Below are 13,183 nucleotides of genomic sequence, written 5' to 3'. Positions count from 1 at the left end.
CTGCTTTTCGGCTCCGACTCAAGGGTTTTTCAAACGATTTATCCGCTGTGTGGCTACTCTTCCAACGCGCGGCGCAGGTTTTCCAGATCATCCGCGATCTGGCTGTCGGTTTGGGCCAGATCCTCGATCTTGCGCACCCCGTGCATCACGGTCGTGTGGTCCCGCTTGCCGAACCGGCGACCAATGTCAGGCAGCGACCGGCTGGTCATGGTTTTCGACAGATACATCGCCACCTGACGCGGCCGGGCAAAGCTGCGGACGCGCTTTGGCCCCAGCATGTCGGACAGGCGAATGTGGTAGTAATCGCTGACCTTGCGCTGGATTTCCTCGACCGTGACCTTGCGGTCGTTGGCACGCAGGATATCCGCCAGACAGTCGATCGTCTGATCCATGTCGATATCCAGCCCCACCAGGCTTGCGTGGGCGAACAGACGGACCAATGCCCCCTCCAGGACACGTACGTTCGTCGTGATCCGCTGGGCCAGGAATTCCAGTACACCGGGTGCAACCTTGAGGTCAGGATAGATGTCCTGCTGCTGGGCCACCTTGGACTGCAACACGCCAAGGCGCAGTTCGTAATCCGTCGGATGCAGGTCGATCACCAGACCGCATTGCAGGCGCGACCGCATGCGGTCTTCCATGTTCTTGATTTCACCGGGCGCGCGGTCGCCGGACAGAATGACCTGTTTGCGGGCGTCGACCAATGCGTTGAACGTGTGAAAGAATTCTTCCTGTGTCGAATCCTTGCCGCCCATGAACTGGACGTCATCGACCAGCAATACGTCAACGGACCGCAGCAGGTGCTTGAATTCCATCATCTTGCGTTCGCGCAGCGCGGTGATGAACCGGTACATGAACCGTTCGGCTGACAGATACAGCACGTTCAGCTCCGGCTGGCGCTGGCGAATCTCGTTGGCGATGGCGTGCATCAGGTGGGTCTTGCCCAGGCCGACGCCGGAATACAGGAACAGCGGGTTGAACGTTACGGGGCCGCCTTCGGCCACACGGCGTGCTGCGGCATGTGCAAGCTCGTTGGGTTTGCCCACGACGAAATTGTCGAATGTCATCTGCGGGTCCAGCGGCAGGCCCAGCGGGTCGGAATCATGTCCGAAATCGGCGGTCGATGTCTTGGCAGTGGCGGCCTTGACCGGCTGCGCCTCGGACGGGTTCGCCTGACGATCAGCGTTCACGCCAAACCGCAGGCGGCTGACTTCCTGACCGTTGCGGTTGAAACTATAGACGATCATATCGCCAAAATGCTGTTCGACGTAATTTCCGATAAAGGCCGTCGGCACATCAAAGGACACGACGCCATCGGAAACACCCGCATATTCCAGAGAGGCAATCCAGCTTTGGAATTTTGCCTTGCTCATGCTGTTCCGTAGATCGTCCTGTACCCGTCCCCACGCGGTCGCTTCGCCCATTTTGCCTGCCCTGTTTCCCAAATCATCTCGACAGGGTCTCCCTGCCGCGCCGCACATCAGACCGGGGCGGATCGCACATCTCCAAGAGCCTAACCCTGAACATGGCACCATCGCCGTCTTGTTCACGCCAACGGATCGGATGACCCGTCACCGCCTTGCGTGGGATACACGGACTGTGCAGACGCGGGTGCGCAGAGCACCCGGACACAGACACAGAACAAGCGTTCGCACGAAATGAATTTCGCGCGCTGATCCTCGCTTTTCTGTCGAAAGCACGACGCCTAAGGAACACATCGCTGGGCCGCCGCATACCGGCGCAAACCCGTTCCTGTTTGGTCGCGGCCCTCCATGTTCCCCCCGGAACGAAGTGAATCGCTGGGTGAAGTTAGCAAGGTGTCAGAGGGCATCACAACCGCAACAACGCGCTTGACTCACGACTCCGTGCGAAAGAATCCCTGACCCCTTTGAAACGTCACAAATTTTTTACAGCGGCGACTCGGGCATGAAAAAAGCGCGCCCCGGCAGGAGCGCGCTTGATCGTCGTCATTGGGCCACAGAGGCCCCAGAATCAGCCCAGTGCTTTGACGCGGCTGGCCAGGCGGGACATCTTGCGGGCCGCTGTGTTCTTGTGGACGACGCCCTTGGTGACGCCACGCATCAACTCGGGCTGTGCGGCCTTCAGGGCAGCAGCAGCAGCGGCCTGATCGCCAGAGGCGATGGCCTCTTCGACGGTGCGCAGGAACGTGCGGATACGCGAACGGCGCATCTTGTTGACGGCAAAACGGGCTTCGTTCTGTTTTGCGCGCTTCTTGGACTGTGGTGTATTGGCCATGCTGGGCTTCCTTCGGGTCGATCAAATACTGTTATAGCGCCTGAACGGCCCGCCCGGGTTTTCACCTACCGGGTTGATCTGCCAAAGCGGGCATCACGCGCATGTAGGGCGGCCTATAAGGGGCGCCGCCCCGTTTGGAAACCCCTTACTTGTCGCGGAACTGCGCCTCGCGCTTTTCCTGGAACGCCGCCATGCCCTCTTTCTGGTCCTGCGTCGCGAACAGACCATAGAAGGTGCGCCGTTCGTAATTCAGGCCCTCGGCCAGCGAGACCTCGAACGACCGGTTCACGGTGTCCTTGACCGCCATGGAGGCAAGCAGCGACTTTGCCGCGATCTTGGCGGCGGCACCGCGCGCCTCGTCCATCAGCTTTTTCGCGGGCACGACCCGGCTGACCAGACCAGAGGCCAGCGCCTCTTCGGCATCCATGAAACGGCCCGTCAGGTTCATGTCCATTGCCTTGGCCTTGCCGACGGCATGCGCCAGACGCTGCGTGCCGCCCATGCCGGGGATGACGCCCAGATTGATTTCAGGCTGGCCGAACTTGGCCGTATCGGCCGCGATGATGAAATCGCACATCATCGCCAATTCGCACCCGCCACCCAATGCATATCCGGCCACTGCGGCGATCACGGGCTTGCGGATCGCGGTGATGCGTTCGGACTGCGCCTGGAAATAGGCCTGGCCGACCATGTCGACATAGGACTTGTCTGCCATCTCGGTGATGTCCGCACCGGCGGCAAACGCCTTTTCCGATCCGGTGACGATGATGCAGCGGGTCTGGTCGGACCCATCGGCCTCTTCCAGCGCCTGGCACAATTCCTGAAGCAATTGCTGATTGAGGGCATTCAGCGCGTCAGGACGGTTCAATGTGATAACCGTGATGTCATCGCTGGTGTCGACTGTGATGGTCTCAAAGGCCATGCGGCACTCCGTTTGATCGGGTCATTTGGTCGTGTCAGGCAACCGTGTTGCTTCAAACACGCGCGGCGATCAAGCTATCTTTGACAGCCGGGGCAAAAGAACGATGACCGCCCGGACTGAACGATACGGTCAATGACGCCGGGGCATCCATCACGCGTGCAGGGCGCGCCCTCGCGGTCATAAACGGCAAAGCCATGCTGAAAATATCCAAGCTCTCCATCCGCTTGGCGGTAGTCGCGCAGACTGGATCCGCCCGCTGCAATCGCCTCTTGCAGGACCTTCCGGACCAGCGGCACGAGGCCCGCAATCCGCGCGGCGGAAATGCGTCCCGCCTTGCGCGCAGGATGGATTCCCGCCCGGTGCAGCACCTCGCACACGTAGATATTGCCCAGACCCGCGACGATTCGCTGGTCCAGCAATGCCGATTTGATCGGCGTGTTCCGCCCCTTAAGTCGCCCGACAAGGTATGTTTCGTTGAATTGGTTGGAAAGGGGTTCCGGCCCCAGATCACGCATCAGCCAATGCGCATCCGCCTCTGCCGTGGGCATCAGGTCCATCGCCCCGAACCGGCGCGCGTCGTTGAACGTGATCCGCGCGCCCTGCCCCATGTGAAACACGACATGATCGTGTTTTGCCGGGGCCGGATGTGGGTGATGGAATTTCCCTACCGTATGGCCCGAAATCAGCATCCGACCGGACATGCCCAGATGGATCAACAGTGTTTCGTCACTGTCCAGATCGGCCAGAATGTATTTCGAACGCCGCCGCAAACCACGCACGGTTGCCCCTGTCAGCCGGTCCGCCATCCTGTCGGGAAACGGCCAGCGCAGGTCGGGGCGATTGACCTCGGCTCGCTGGATCAGCTGACCTTCCATCACCGGGGACAACCCGGCGCGTACGGTCTCGACTTCTGGCAATTCGGGCATGCAGTGTTCCTATGTGTCGCACGACGTTGTAGGTGGGTTGCGGCGTCCTACATCTGGGGCGAGACGAGAAGGACGACAACCCATGACCGACGGACCCAATACCACGCATTTCGGCTTTGAAACCGTCGATGAGGACCAGAAGGCGGGCCGCGTCAGGGGTGTCTTTTCGTCTGTCGCATCGAAATACGACATCATGAATGACGTCATGTCAGGTGGGATCCATCGCATCTGGAAGGATGCGATGATGGACTGGCTGGCCCCGCGTCCCGGTCAGCGACTGCTGGATGTGGCAGGCGGCACCGGCGATATTTCGTTCCGGTTTCTGCGCCGCGCGGGTTCAGGCCACGCCACGGTACTTGATCTGACCGAACCCATGCTGATCGAGGGTCGCAAGCGGGCAGAGGCCGAACGCATGGCCGGTCAGCTGGACTGGGTCGTGGGCGACGCGATGGCACTGCCGTTCGAGGACAACTCCTTTGACGTCTACACCATCAGTTTCGGCATCCGGAACGTGACCCGCCCCCAAGAGGCCCTGAACGAGGCATACCGCGTCCTGCGGCCCGGGGGCCGCCTCATGGTGCTGGAATTCAGCCAGCTGCCCAACCCCATGATGCAAAAGGCCTATGACGCCTACAGCTTTAACGTCATCCCGCGGATGGGCCAGATGATCGCCGGTGATCGTGACAGCTATCAGTACCTTGTCGAATCGATCCGCAAGTTTCCCGATCAAGAGACATTTCTGGGGATGGTTCGGCAGGCAGGGTTTGAAAACGCCAAATATCGCAACCTGACGATGGGTGTCGCTGCCCTTCACTCTGGCTGGAAACTCTGATCCGTGCGCGGCCCGCATAACATCATCCGCCTGATCCGCACCGGTGCCACGCTGGAACGCACCGGCGCGATGCGTGTGATCATGGACGCATTCGAGGTCGGACCGCTCTTGCGCGGTGTCGTCCGCGGCGTGGTCTGGCCGTTCAAATGGCTGGGCTACAAGGGTGACGTGACCATGCCGCCCGCCCCGCGCGCGCTGACGGCGCTTGGCCCCGCCTACATCAAGTTCGGCCAGGTCCTGTCGACCCGACCCGATGTCGTCGGCAACGAAATGGCAACGCAACTGCGCGTCCTGCAGGACAAGCTGCCACCCTTTTCCCTCGCCGAGGCCCGTGCCGAGGTGCGCCGCGAACTGGGGGTCGAGGTCGAGGACGTTTTCTCCAGTTTCTCCGACCCGGTTGCGGCCGCGTCCCTGGCGCAGGTGCACAAGGCCACGCTGGCCGCGACCGGCGAGGATGTCGCCGTCAAGATCCTGCGCCCTGGAATCGAGCGCGCCTTTCGCCGTGACATTGACGCATTTTATTTCGCCGCACGCTTTGTCGAGGTGCTTTCGCCCGCATCCCGCAGGCTGAAACCGATGGACGTGATCACCCATTTCGAAGGTGTGGTCATGGGCGAATTGGATCTGCGCCTCGAAAGTTCGGCCGCGGCGGAATTTGCCGCCAACACCGAAAACGACGCCGGGTTTCATGTGCCGCGCATTCGCTGGGACCTGTCGGGCCGCCGCGTGATGACGCTGGACTGGGCCGAAGGCATCGGGGCCGGCGATATCGACGCGCTGGACGCCGCCGGTCTGGACCGCAAGGCAATCGCGGACCGTGTGCTGACACTGTTCCTCAACCATGCGCTGCGCGACGGTTTCTTTCATGGCGACATGCATCAGGGAAACCTCAAGATTCGCGCCGATGGCACCATCATCGCTTATGATTTCGGGATCATGGGGCGCATCGACAGCTACACCCGCAGGGTCTACGCGGAAATCCTGTTCGGCTTTATCCGGCAGGATTATCAGCGCGTGGCCGAGGTCCATTTCGAGGCTGGCTATGTCCCCGCCGACAAGGACGTGGATGAATTCGCCCGCGCGCTGCGTGCCGTCGGAGAACCGATATTCGGGATGGACGCCAGCCGCATCTCCATGGCCCGGCTCTTGTCTTACCTGTTCGAGGTCACCGAACGCTTTGGGATGGAAACCCGAACCGAACTGATCCTGTTGCAACGCACCATGGTCGTCGTCGAAGGCGTGGCGCGCACCCTCGATCCCAACATGAATATCTGGCAATCGGCCAAGCCGGTGGTTACCGACTATGTCAGCAAGAGCATCGGGCCACGCGCCCTGCTTGATGATCTGCGCCGCACCGCGATCATCCTTGCGCGGTTCGGACCACAGCTGCCGCGCCTCGCCGAAGAGGCGCTGATCCGTCTGAACAACCCACCGCCACCGCCCCGTCCGCAGCGCCGCATCGCGCGTATCTCTTGGGCCGCGCTGGGTGCGACGATCGTTGGTCTGCTCTGGCTTGCTGAGAGCATTCTTTAACGCCCCCGAAGCGCCGGATCACGCACCGCAGTCACCTCTGCCGCAGGAACCTTTTGCCCCGAGGCGAACAGGATCATGTTCTGACCATTTTCAACACGCACTTCGGCGATGGTCCCGTAAATCCCGACCGGGTCCTGCGACAACACCTCGCCGCCACGCAGGCTGACCGTTTCGAAACTGTAGCGCCCGTTTGGCAGCGGCGCGCCGTCAGCCGTCACGCCAGCCCATGTCAGCGGATCGTTCCCAACCGGAATGGGGATGCGCTGCACCTCATTCCCACTGACATCGCGGACAATCAGCCGCGCGTCCTGCGCCCCGCCAGGCATGATCGGATTGATCGTGATCGGTGTGCCGTCGAACAAGACCGCGCCTTCGGTCCGCGCTTCCAGCCCGACCCAGCCTGCCAGTTGCGACAAACCGCCGGCGGCCAGTTGTCCTGTCATGATCCGCAGCAGATCATTGGTCTGAACCTGCTGTTCGACCCCCGAAAACGTCGCAAGCTGCGTCGCGTAATCGGCCGAATCCACCGGGTCAAGAGGATCCTGATTCTGCATCTGCACCGTCAGCATCTTGAGGAAAGTCTCGAAATCGGCACTGATTGCGGTCGTGTCTGCCGCAGGCACGGCAGTCGCCGCCGTCTGCAATTGCTGGGACGTGATCTGCGAAATTTCCATTTTGCTTTCCTTCAGAGCCTGAGGTCCAAACCGCCGGTACGCAGCGCCACCGGCTGCGGCTGGATCGGTTGCTCGCCGGTTGAAACAGTCCCGATCTCGTTTGCGTTCTGCGACGGCTCGGGTTGCCCCTTCGCACGATCACGGGTCGCACCACCCGCGTCGAAATCCAGCGTCACCGATGTGTACCCCAGGGCACGCAGCTCTTGCTGCAACCCATCGACATGGCGCCGCATCAGGTCCGCGGTTTCCGGCCGTTCAGTCAACACATGGATGGCCATGCCGTGATCCTGCGCTGTCAAAGTCATCCGGACGCGCCCCAATTCAGCCGGGTTCAGCGCCAACTCAACCGTGCCTTCGGTGGCCTGATTGATCGTGACTGCGATCTGCTGCGCGACGGAGCCCGCAACGGGCGAGGCGACAGTTGACCTTGGAACACGCTCTGCCTGCAAATCGCCAGACCCAAGGCCCAAAGGCGCAAACGGCGTCATCAAATCGGATCGCGCACCACTGTCCGACGTCAATCCAGCATGAACGGATCTCAGGAGGTCGACAGAATCACGATCGGGTCGCATCATCGAGGTGATCCCACCGAAAATGCTACTTTTGTCATGTGGATCTGAAACAGGCGTTGCCTGAATTTCAACCGCACCTTGTCGCTGTCCCTCCAGCGTACGCCGAAAGGCCTGTTTGTCGATCGCCGACAGTCCAACAGTCATGTCGTCCGACACTGCGCCGCCCAAGGGCGGCATCACGGGCACCGTGTTTGCTGTATGCAAACTGACCGCAGTTTGATCGTCCTGGCGCAACTGCAGGTCGGTGCGCGGCATGGACGTTCGCGGCGCGGTCGCAAAACCGACCACTGGGTTTGTGACCGCGATTGCAGCTGGGCTGATCGTGGTGGCAGCAGGTATGATTTGATCAATGGACTGAAAAAGCGCGCTTTTTTGCGTATCCCCCCTTACGAATTGATCGTTCGCCTTGTCCGACACATCGAGTTTCGCAGTCGTCGTGTCGGTCAAGGTCGACACCGGTTGTCCCGGTGATTCTTGTGACTTTGCATTTGGTGCCCCGATCTCTTTGACGGGCGACACGACTGTCAGATTGCCGTCGGTGTCAATTTGCTGCGCAGTCATGCCCTCTGCCGCACGGAACCCCCGGTGGGCATCGACACGCACACCGGGACCGTCCGTGCCTGTGAGGAATGGCATATCTTCGGTTTCAGTAGCGGCAGGCCACGAAGAAGAAGCCACCACTGCCTTCACTGCCCTCTCGTTTTGAGGCATGTGCATCAACACCATTGGATCGGTTGGTATCGGCAAAATCGCCTGCGGTAGAGGTCCGGACGCACCCGCGTCAATGATATCGACCAGATGAGCAGATTCGTTTTCGTCACCCGCTTCGCCCCCAGCGGCCTTTTCCTGATCTGGCATCTGCCAGACGCCGACATCCCCAGTCAGGAATTCGTCAAACGGAGCTGACGGCACCGTGACATCGCTGGGCGACACAACGTCAAACAGCACCTGCCCTCTCGTCATGCCAGGCCCCAGAGCGATCTGCATTGCGTCCTCCTTGTGACTCTAGCGCTTTGATGAAGCACAGAAGTTAGCAAATGTTTTACCCCACTGCGCTTTCTTGGACGGATCGCAACAAGAGGTGCCATCGTGATCCCCACTGCTGTTCCGCCCGTTCCGCCCAGACAGTTGCCAGTTGCAACTGGCCCGGACACCGATTTGCTGCAGGCCGCCCGCAAGCTGGAGGCAACATTCCTTTCGGAAATGCTCAAATCCATGCAATTCGATGGGGCGGCTGGCCCATTCGGCTCCGGGCCCGGTTCGGATCAATTTTCATCGTTTCTGCGTGACGCGCAGGCGGAAAAGATGGTGGCCGCCGGCGGTATCGGCATCGCCGAATCGCTCTTTAACGCGATGAAGGCTCGCACCGATGACTGACCGGATCACCCTGCTTTGCGAAAACCTCCTCAAAGAGGAGTGGACCGCCTTGCGAACCGGCGATCTTGAAAAATTGTCCGGCCTGACGGTGCGCAAGGATGCGCTGATCGCGGAATTCATGCAGCTTGCGCCCGACGGTGCGGCCTTGGCCCGCATGACGACGTTGATGAACCGAAACGGCAAATTGCTCGAGGCACGTTGTGCGGGCATCAGGGCGGCGGCCGCGCGGCTGGCCGAGATCAGATCAGTCAAGGACGGCCTGAGCCTTTACACGCAGGCCGGCCAAAAGGAACGAATCGACGCGTCAGACCCTGTCATGGAACGGCGGGCCTGATTTTGCCGTCTCCACAAAATTGCCCTGAAAAAACCTTGGGGCATTAACGCACCGTACACGGAATTCAGGGCATCAAGTCGAGGTTCAGAATGAACGGCCCTTTCCGGTTCTTGTCAGAATGACACGTCACTCGCCCTGAAAACGGGGTTCACTCTTACCAGAGGGCGGCAAAAGCCGTCGCAAATAGGACAACGCATATGGCGACCTTCCAGGCCCCGCCGTGATGCCCGCCACCTGCGATGACTTTCTTGCGTTTGATGATGATCGGTCGATTGCTACCAGTGCTCATGTCCAGTCCTTGCGTTGCCACCCGTGACGGGGATGACAACTCAGGGATGAACAAGGCACTAACCGCAAAATGCGCGGAATTTAGGTTGCGAGATCCTTATGGACATAGATCTCGTCCACGCCGCAGAATTCCGCCAGATTATAGCCATGTTCGCGCATCAGTGCCGCGATGTCGCGCGCGGTGGTGTTGTTCTCGATCGCCCAGACGCCGACCTTGTACTTGTCAAAGTCGAAGGCCCGCAGCGCGGCCAGCTCTCCGCCCTCTATATCAAGCGAGACAAAATCCACCTCGGTCACGCCTATTTCGTCGAACAAGGCGTTCAGAGTCCTTGTCGGCACGGTGATGCTGTCCTCGGCGTGGCGCGGATCGGCGCGCACCCGTTCCAGCAGCTTGGCATCATAGGTGCCTTTCAGCCCGCTCATCTGGGTATAGCCCTTGGTCACCGCAATGAACGGTGCCTCGCCGTCGCTGTCAGAGATCGCATAGGGCAGGCAGGGTGCCGTGCGCCACATTGCTGCCGTATCACGGTACTCTTTCACCGGCTCGACCAGGGTGCCGGTCCAGCCGCGCCACTTCTCGAAATACAGAGAATTTGAACCAGTTATTCCGTTGAACGCACCGATATCCACAAAGGTGCCGTCCCGCTTGCCCTTGAAAATCGTATCCACGACCTGATCCTGGCCCGCCTGCGAGGCATAGGGGAATCCCGGCGTCATCATGCTGGCGACCTCATGCAGCAATCGCACGACCGGGCCACGCTTGCGGCTTTTCTCGGTCTTGAGGATCTTGGACAGCTGCTGGCGCACCTCGTGCAATTCCTTGCGGGCGGCGTTGACGCGGTCTTGGGGGGTCATATTCTTTGGCTCTCCGGACTGTAGTATGACTTTTCTTCCACGATGGCAGAGCCAAGCAGAACGTTGATCCGCTTTTTCACGGCGGCGCGTTGATCGTTGGTGACATATACCGCACGCGCCAGGGCGATGAAACCGGGACCGAAATCGCGGCGGGCCTCAAAGGCACGAATATCGTCCTCGATTTCCCACAGGTCGGCGTTGATCTGATACAATTCATCCCACAGGGCAGTCAGCGCGGAGCTGTGCTGCAACGCCTGATCCGCAATAGCCTGCAACACTCGGCGCTCATGGCGGACATTGGTCAGCTTGGCCTGATCGGTGATCTTCTCTTCCTTCAGGCGCAGGATCGTCAGTTTGTCGATCAATTCGCCGGGTGCAGTCGGAACGAGTAACTCTTTCATCTCAAATCTCCATCTGGGCGCGAACGGCTGACGTCACATCCGCCATAACGCCGTCCCAGTCTAATGGTTCATGCTGCCGGAACAGGCGCATTGACGGATACCACGCCGTGCTCGTCCCCGCATGGCGGTACACCCAAAAGGCATCCCAGTGCAAAACGACCCACACCGGCACGCCCAGCGATCCGGCCAGATGCGCCGTGGCCGTGTCTGACGTGATCACCAGATCCAGTTGCCGCATCATCGCGGCCGTATCCGCAAAATCGCGCTCGCTGCTGCCGGTGTCGATGATCACACCGTCCGTGCCGTCGGCGTGGTAGGGTGCCAGTTCCGGCCCCTTGTACAGCGAAAAAAGCTGAACACCCGGCACGGCCGCCAGCCCAAGGTAGTCACGGTGACTGAACGACCGGAATGCATTGCCCTTGTAGGTCACGGACCCGGTCCAGACGACACCGATCCGCATCTTTCCAGCATGGGGTTTCAACAGGGCGCGCGCGCGCGCGCTGCTGTCGTCAGGCATCGTCAGGCAACACGGCGGTGGCACGGACCCATCCTGCTCGAAATGCAGCAGCGCGAGGTCCATGATATTGATCCAATAGTCCGCCTGCATATCAGCCGTAAGATCCGGCACGATTGCATCGACGCCGTCGATCCCCGCAAACAGACGCCGCAGGGGTTTCTTGACCTGCATCACGACGCGCGCACCACGCCCCCGCAGCACGGCCGCAAAGCGCGCAAACAGGATTGCGTCACCGAATCCCTGTTCGGGCAGGATCACGATGGTCTTGCCGTCCAGCGGCTGACCTGTCCATTCGGGAAACGGCAGATTGCGCGGCTTCAACTCTCCTGCACGCCAACGCGCGCGATAGTTCCGGAACGCCTGCGCATAATCCCCCGCCCCCAGTTGCGCAAAGGCCAGTTGCATCTGCAATTCCGCATCATCCGGGAACCGCGCACGCGCGGCATCCAGCCAGCGAATGGCGGCTGCATAGTCACCCTTGCCGCGTAGGCAGCGTCCGACCATCGCCAGATGGTTCAGATCGTCAGGGGTATGGTCCAGCAATCTGTGCCGCAAGGCCAACGACTCATCGTATTGCCCGACATCGGACAGCGCATTCGCCGCGTTGTTCATGACAGACACATCGTTCGGTGCCAGCGTCAGCGCCCGCCGATGCGCGATTAGCGCTATCTGCGTGCGGTGCGCGCGTCTGTGCAGCGCCCCCAGGTTCGACCACATTCGCGCATCCCCCGGCACCTGTGCCAGATAGGCTGCATAGGCGCGCAGCGCGGTTTCGGTATCGCCATCCGTATGCGCCTGCGCCGCAGACGCACGCAATTCGGACAGTGACTTGGCCGTATCCGTCACTGCGCCATCACTCCGACCGGTCACGCTTGACCGGGCAGACCAGTTTTTTCGGACGCCGTGCCTCTGCTGCCTCGAACAGCGAAAACGTCTGGTTGACGTAATTCACCGCTCCCGAAATCAGCTCCATGTAATTCTTCAGATCCTCGGTCTGTTCGACCTCCTGCACGACGACCGACCGGTCCTGCGGCATCGTCTCAAACGTGACGTAGAACAGCGGGTCACCCCGGTTCACGACCAGCGGCTTGGTATGGTCGACCCACTCGAACGCCCACATCAGCGGACGCGGCCAGACGTTGATAGGGAACCGCCCGCCAAAGATCGTGCCCGGCAGTGGCGTTTTCGCGTAATGCATGAACGGCGCGACCTGGCTCATGTAAACCGGCTCATCCGCGATGAACGTATATGGCAGTTCCAGTTGGATGGTCGGTACGCCGGGATAACGCCATTCATGTTCCGCCGCGATATGCAGTTTTTCACGCAGCTTGTTGCCACGGATGCCACTGCGATCCCCGTTGAGGTTGCGCATCGCGGGCTTGCCGTCCTTGTCGCGCACGAATTCAAGGTTCAGATCGAACGGGCAGCGCACCACGAAATAGCGGCTTTCCATGTTGACGACCGCAGGGCAGCGACTTGCGGATTTCGCGTGGGTCTTGTTCATGTCCACGGACCGCACCCGTTCAGGCGGGAAATAGACGATCCCGGCCTTCATCTGGTTCAGGAACCAGCCGACCTGCACAGGGCCTTTGCCAGGCTCTGTCCCTTGTGTATTTTCAAATCTGACCGATAGCTGCATTGCCCAAACCTCTTGCCGTCCGCGTTCTTTGGTCCGTTACTTGTCCGGACTGGCGGT

The 13,183-nt window shown here is 60.5% G+C and carries 14 protein-coding genes; 4 read left to right on the top strand and 10 right to left on the bottom strand.

What is annotated here, in order from left to right:
• Positions 1-53: 53 nt before the first annotated feature.
• The 4 genes from dnaA to mutM all read right to left on the bottom strand — a co-directional run bounded on the left by dnaA (position 54) and on the right by mutM (position 4,104).
• The gene (gene dnaA, locus LGQ03_RS08935) at positions 54-1,424 is read right to left on the bottom strand and encodes a chromosomal replication initiator protein DnaA (RefSeq protein ID WP_226748117.1); all 1,371 of its coding nucleotides are present in this window, start codon (positions 1,422-1,424) and stop codon (positions 54-56) included.
• A 568-nt stretch (positions 1,425-1,992) separates the two neighbouring features.
• On the bottom strand, positions 1,993-2,256 hold the full coding sequence (gene rpsT / locus LGQ03_RS08930; protein WP_056029372.1) for a 30S ribosomal protein S20: 264 nt from the start codon (positions 2,254-2,256) through the stop codon (positions 1,993-1,995).
• Positions 2,257-2,401: 145 nt separating this feature from the next.
• Positions 2,402-3,178 carry an enoyl-CoA hydratase gene (locus tag LGQ03_RS08925; RefSeq protein ID WP_056029375.1) on the bottom strand — a complete coding sequence of 259 codons (777 nt, stop codon included), beginning with the start codon at positions 3,176-3,178 and terminating at the stop codon, positions 2,402-2,404.
• A 74-nt stretch (positions 3,179-3,252) separates the two neighbouring features.
• Positions 3,253-4,104 carry a bifunctional DNA-formamidopyrimidine glycosylase/DNA-(apurinic or apyrimidinic site) lyase gene (mutM, locus tag LGQ03_RS08920; RefSeq protein ID WP_226748116.1) on the bottom strand — a complete coding sequence of 284 codons (852 nt, stop codon included), beginning with the start codon at positions 4,102-4,104 and terminating at the stop codon, positions 3,253-3,255.
• A gap of 82 nt (positions 4,105-4,186) precedes the next feature.
• On the opposite strand from mutM, the gene ubiE reads away from it, so the two are divergent.
• The gene (ubiE, locus tag LGQ03_RS08915; protein ID WP_226748115.1) at positions 4,187-4,936 is read left to right on the top strand and encodes a bifunctional demethylmenaquinone methyltransferase/2-methoxy-6-polyprenyl-1,4-benzoquinol methylase UbiE; all 750 of its coding nucleotides are present in this window, start codon (positions 4,187-4,189) and stop codon (positions 4,934-4,936) included.
• Positions 4,937-4,939: 3 nt separating this feature from the next.
• On the top strand, positions 4,940-6,469 hold the full coding sequence (gene ubiB / locus LGQ03_RS08910) for a 2-polyprenylphenol 6-hydroxylase (RefSeq protein ID WP_090157987.1): 1,530 nt from the start codon (positions 4,940-4,942) through the stop codon (positions 6,467-6,469).
• Here ubiB and LGQ03_RS08905 read toward each other — a convergent pair.
• On the bottom strand, positions 6,466-7,143 hold the full coding sequence (locus LGQ03_RS08905; RefSeq protein WP_226748114.1) for a flagellar hook capping FlgD N-terminal domain-containing protein: 678 nt from the start codon (positions 7,141-7,143) through the stop codon (positions 6,466-6,468). The genes ubiB and LGQ03_RS08905 overlap by 4 nt on opposite strands.
• A gap of 11 nt (positions 7,144-7,154) precedes the next feature.
• A complete protein-coding gene (locus LGQ03_RS08900) occupies positions 7,155-8,702 on the bottom strand; it encodes a flagellar hook-length control protein FliK (RefSeq protein ID WP_226748113.1) in 1,548 nt (515 codons plus the stop codon).
• 102 nt (positions 8,703-8,804) lie between these two features.
• Between LGQ03_RS08900 and LGQ03_RS08895 the strand changes: the two genes are divergently transcribed.
• Positions 8,805-9,092, top strand: a complete 288-nt coding sequence (locus LGQ03_RS08895) for a rod-binding protein (protein WP_371260050.1) — start codon at positions 8,805-8,807, stop codon at positions 9,090-9,092.
• Positions 9,085-9,426, top strand: a complete 342-nt coding sequence (locus LGQ03_RS08890) for a hypothetical protein (RefSeq protein ID WP_226748112.1) — start codon at positions 9,085-9,087, stop codon at positions 9,424-9,426. Before LGQ03_RS08895 ends, LGQ03_RS08890 begins: the two co-directional genes overlap by 8 nt.
• Before the next feature lie 369 nt (positions 9,427-9,795).
• On the opposite strand, the gene LGQ03_RS08880 is transcribed toward LGQ03_RS08890, so the two are convergent.
• The 4 genes from LGQ03_RS08880 to LGQ03_RS08865 are packed head-to-tail and all read right to left on the bottom strand — an operon-like array spanning position 9,796 to position 13,126.
• A complete protein-coding gene (locus LGQ03_RS08880) occupies positions 9,796-10,569 on the bottom strand; it encodes an FkbM family methyltransferase (protein ID WP_226748111.1) in 774 nt (257 codons plus the stop codon).
• Positions 10,566-10,970 carry a DUF6165 family protein gene (locus tag LGQ03_RS08875; protein ID WP_226748110.1) on the bottom strand — a complete coding sequence of 135 codons (405 nt, stop codon included), beginning with the start codon at positions 10,968-10,970 and terminating at the stop codon, positions 10,566-10,568. Before LGQ03_RS08875 ends, LGQ03_RS08880 begins: the two co-directional genes overlap by 4 nt.
• A 1-nt stretch (position 10,971) precedes the next feature.
• Positions 10,972-12,333, bottom strand: coding sequence for a tetratricopeptide repeat protein (locus LGQ03_RS08870; protein ID WP_226748109.1), 1,362 nt, complete (start codon positions 12,331-12,333; stop codon positions 10,972-10,974).
• Between the two features lie 7 nt (positions 12,334-12,340).
• The gene (locus LGQ03_RS08865) at positions 12,341-13,126 is read right to left on the bottom strand and encodes a hypothetical protein (RefSeq protein WP_226748108.1); all 786 of its coding nucleotides are present in this window, start codon (positions 13,124-13,126) and stop codon (positions 12,341-12,343) included.
• Positions 13,127-13,183 lie beyond the last annotated feature (57 nt).

Origin of the sequence: Loktanella gaetbuli (assembly GCF_020531945.1) — a bacterium.
GTDB classification, from domain to species: Bacteria; Pseudomonadota; Alphaproteobacteria; order Rhodobacterales; family Rhodobacteraceae; genus Loktanella; species Loktanella gaetbuli.
The sequence above is the reverse complement of the archived record's forward strand: the minus strand, read 5'-3'. Positions and strand labels throughout refer to the sequence as shown.

Coding starts and splice junctions, on each gene's coding strand:
- dnaA (WP_226748117.1), bottom strand. CDS start 1,424: ATGGGCGAAGCGACCGCGTGGGGACGGGTACAGGACGATCTACGGAAC.
- rpsT (WP_056029372.1), bottom strand. CDS start 2,256: ATGGCCAATACACCACAGTCCAAGAAGCGCGCAAAACAGAACGAAGCC.
- LGQ03_RS08925 (WP_056029375.1), bottom strand. CDS start 3,178: ATGGCCTTTGAGACCATCACAGTCGACACCAGCGATGACATCACGGTT.
- mutM (WP_226748116.1), bottom strand. CDS start 4,104: ATGCCCGAATTGCCAGAAGTCGAGACCGTACGCGCCGGGTTGTCCCCG.
- ubiE (WP_226748115.1), top strand. CDS start 4,187: ATGACCGACGGACCCAATACCACGCATTTCGGCTTTGAAACCGTCGAT.
- LGQ03_RS08905 (WP_226748114.1), bottom strand. CDS start 7,143: ATGGAAATTTCGCAGATCACGTCCCAGCAATTGCAGACGGCGGCGACT.
- LGQ03_RS08900 (WP_226748113.1), bottom strand. CDS start 8,702: ATGCAGATCGCTCTGGGGCCTGGCATGACGAGAGGGCAGGTGCTGTTT.
- LGQ03_RS08890 (WP_226748112.1), top strand. CDS start 9,085: ATGACTGACCGGATCACCCTGCTTTGCGAAAACCTCCTCAAAGAGGAG.
- LGQ03_RS08880 (WP_226748111.1), bottom strand. CDS start 10,569: ATGACCCCCCAAGACCGCGTCAACGCCGCCCGCAAGGAATTGCACGAG.
- LGQ03_RS08875 (WP_226748110.1), bottom strand. CDS start 10,970: ATGAAAGAGTTACTCGTTCCGACTGCACCCGGCGAATTGATCGACAAA.
- LGQ03_RS08865 (WP_226748108.1), bottom strand. CDS start 13,126: ATGCAGCTATCGGTCAGATTTGAAAATACACAAGGGACAGAGCCTGGC.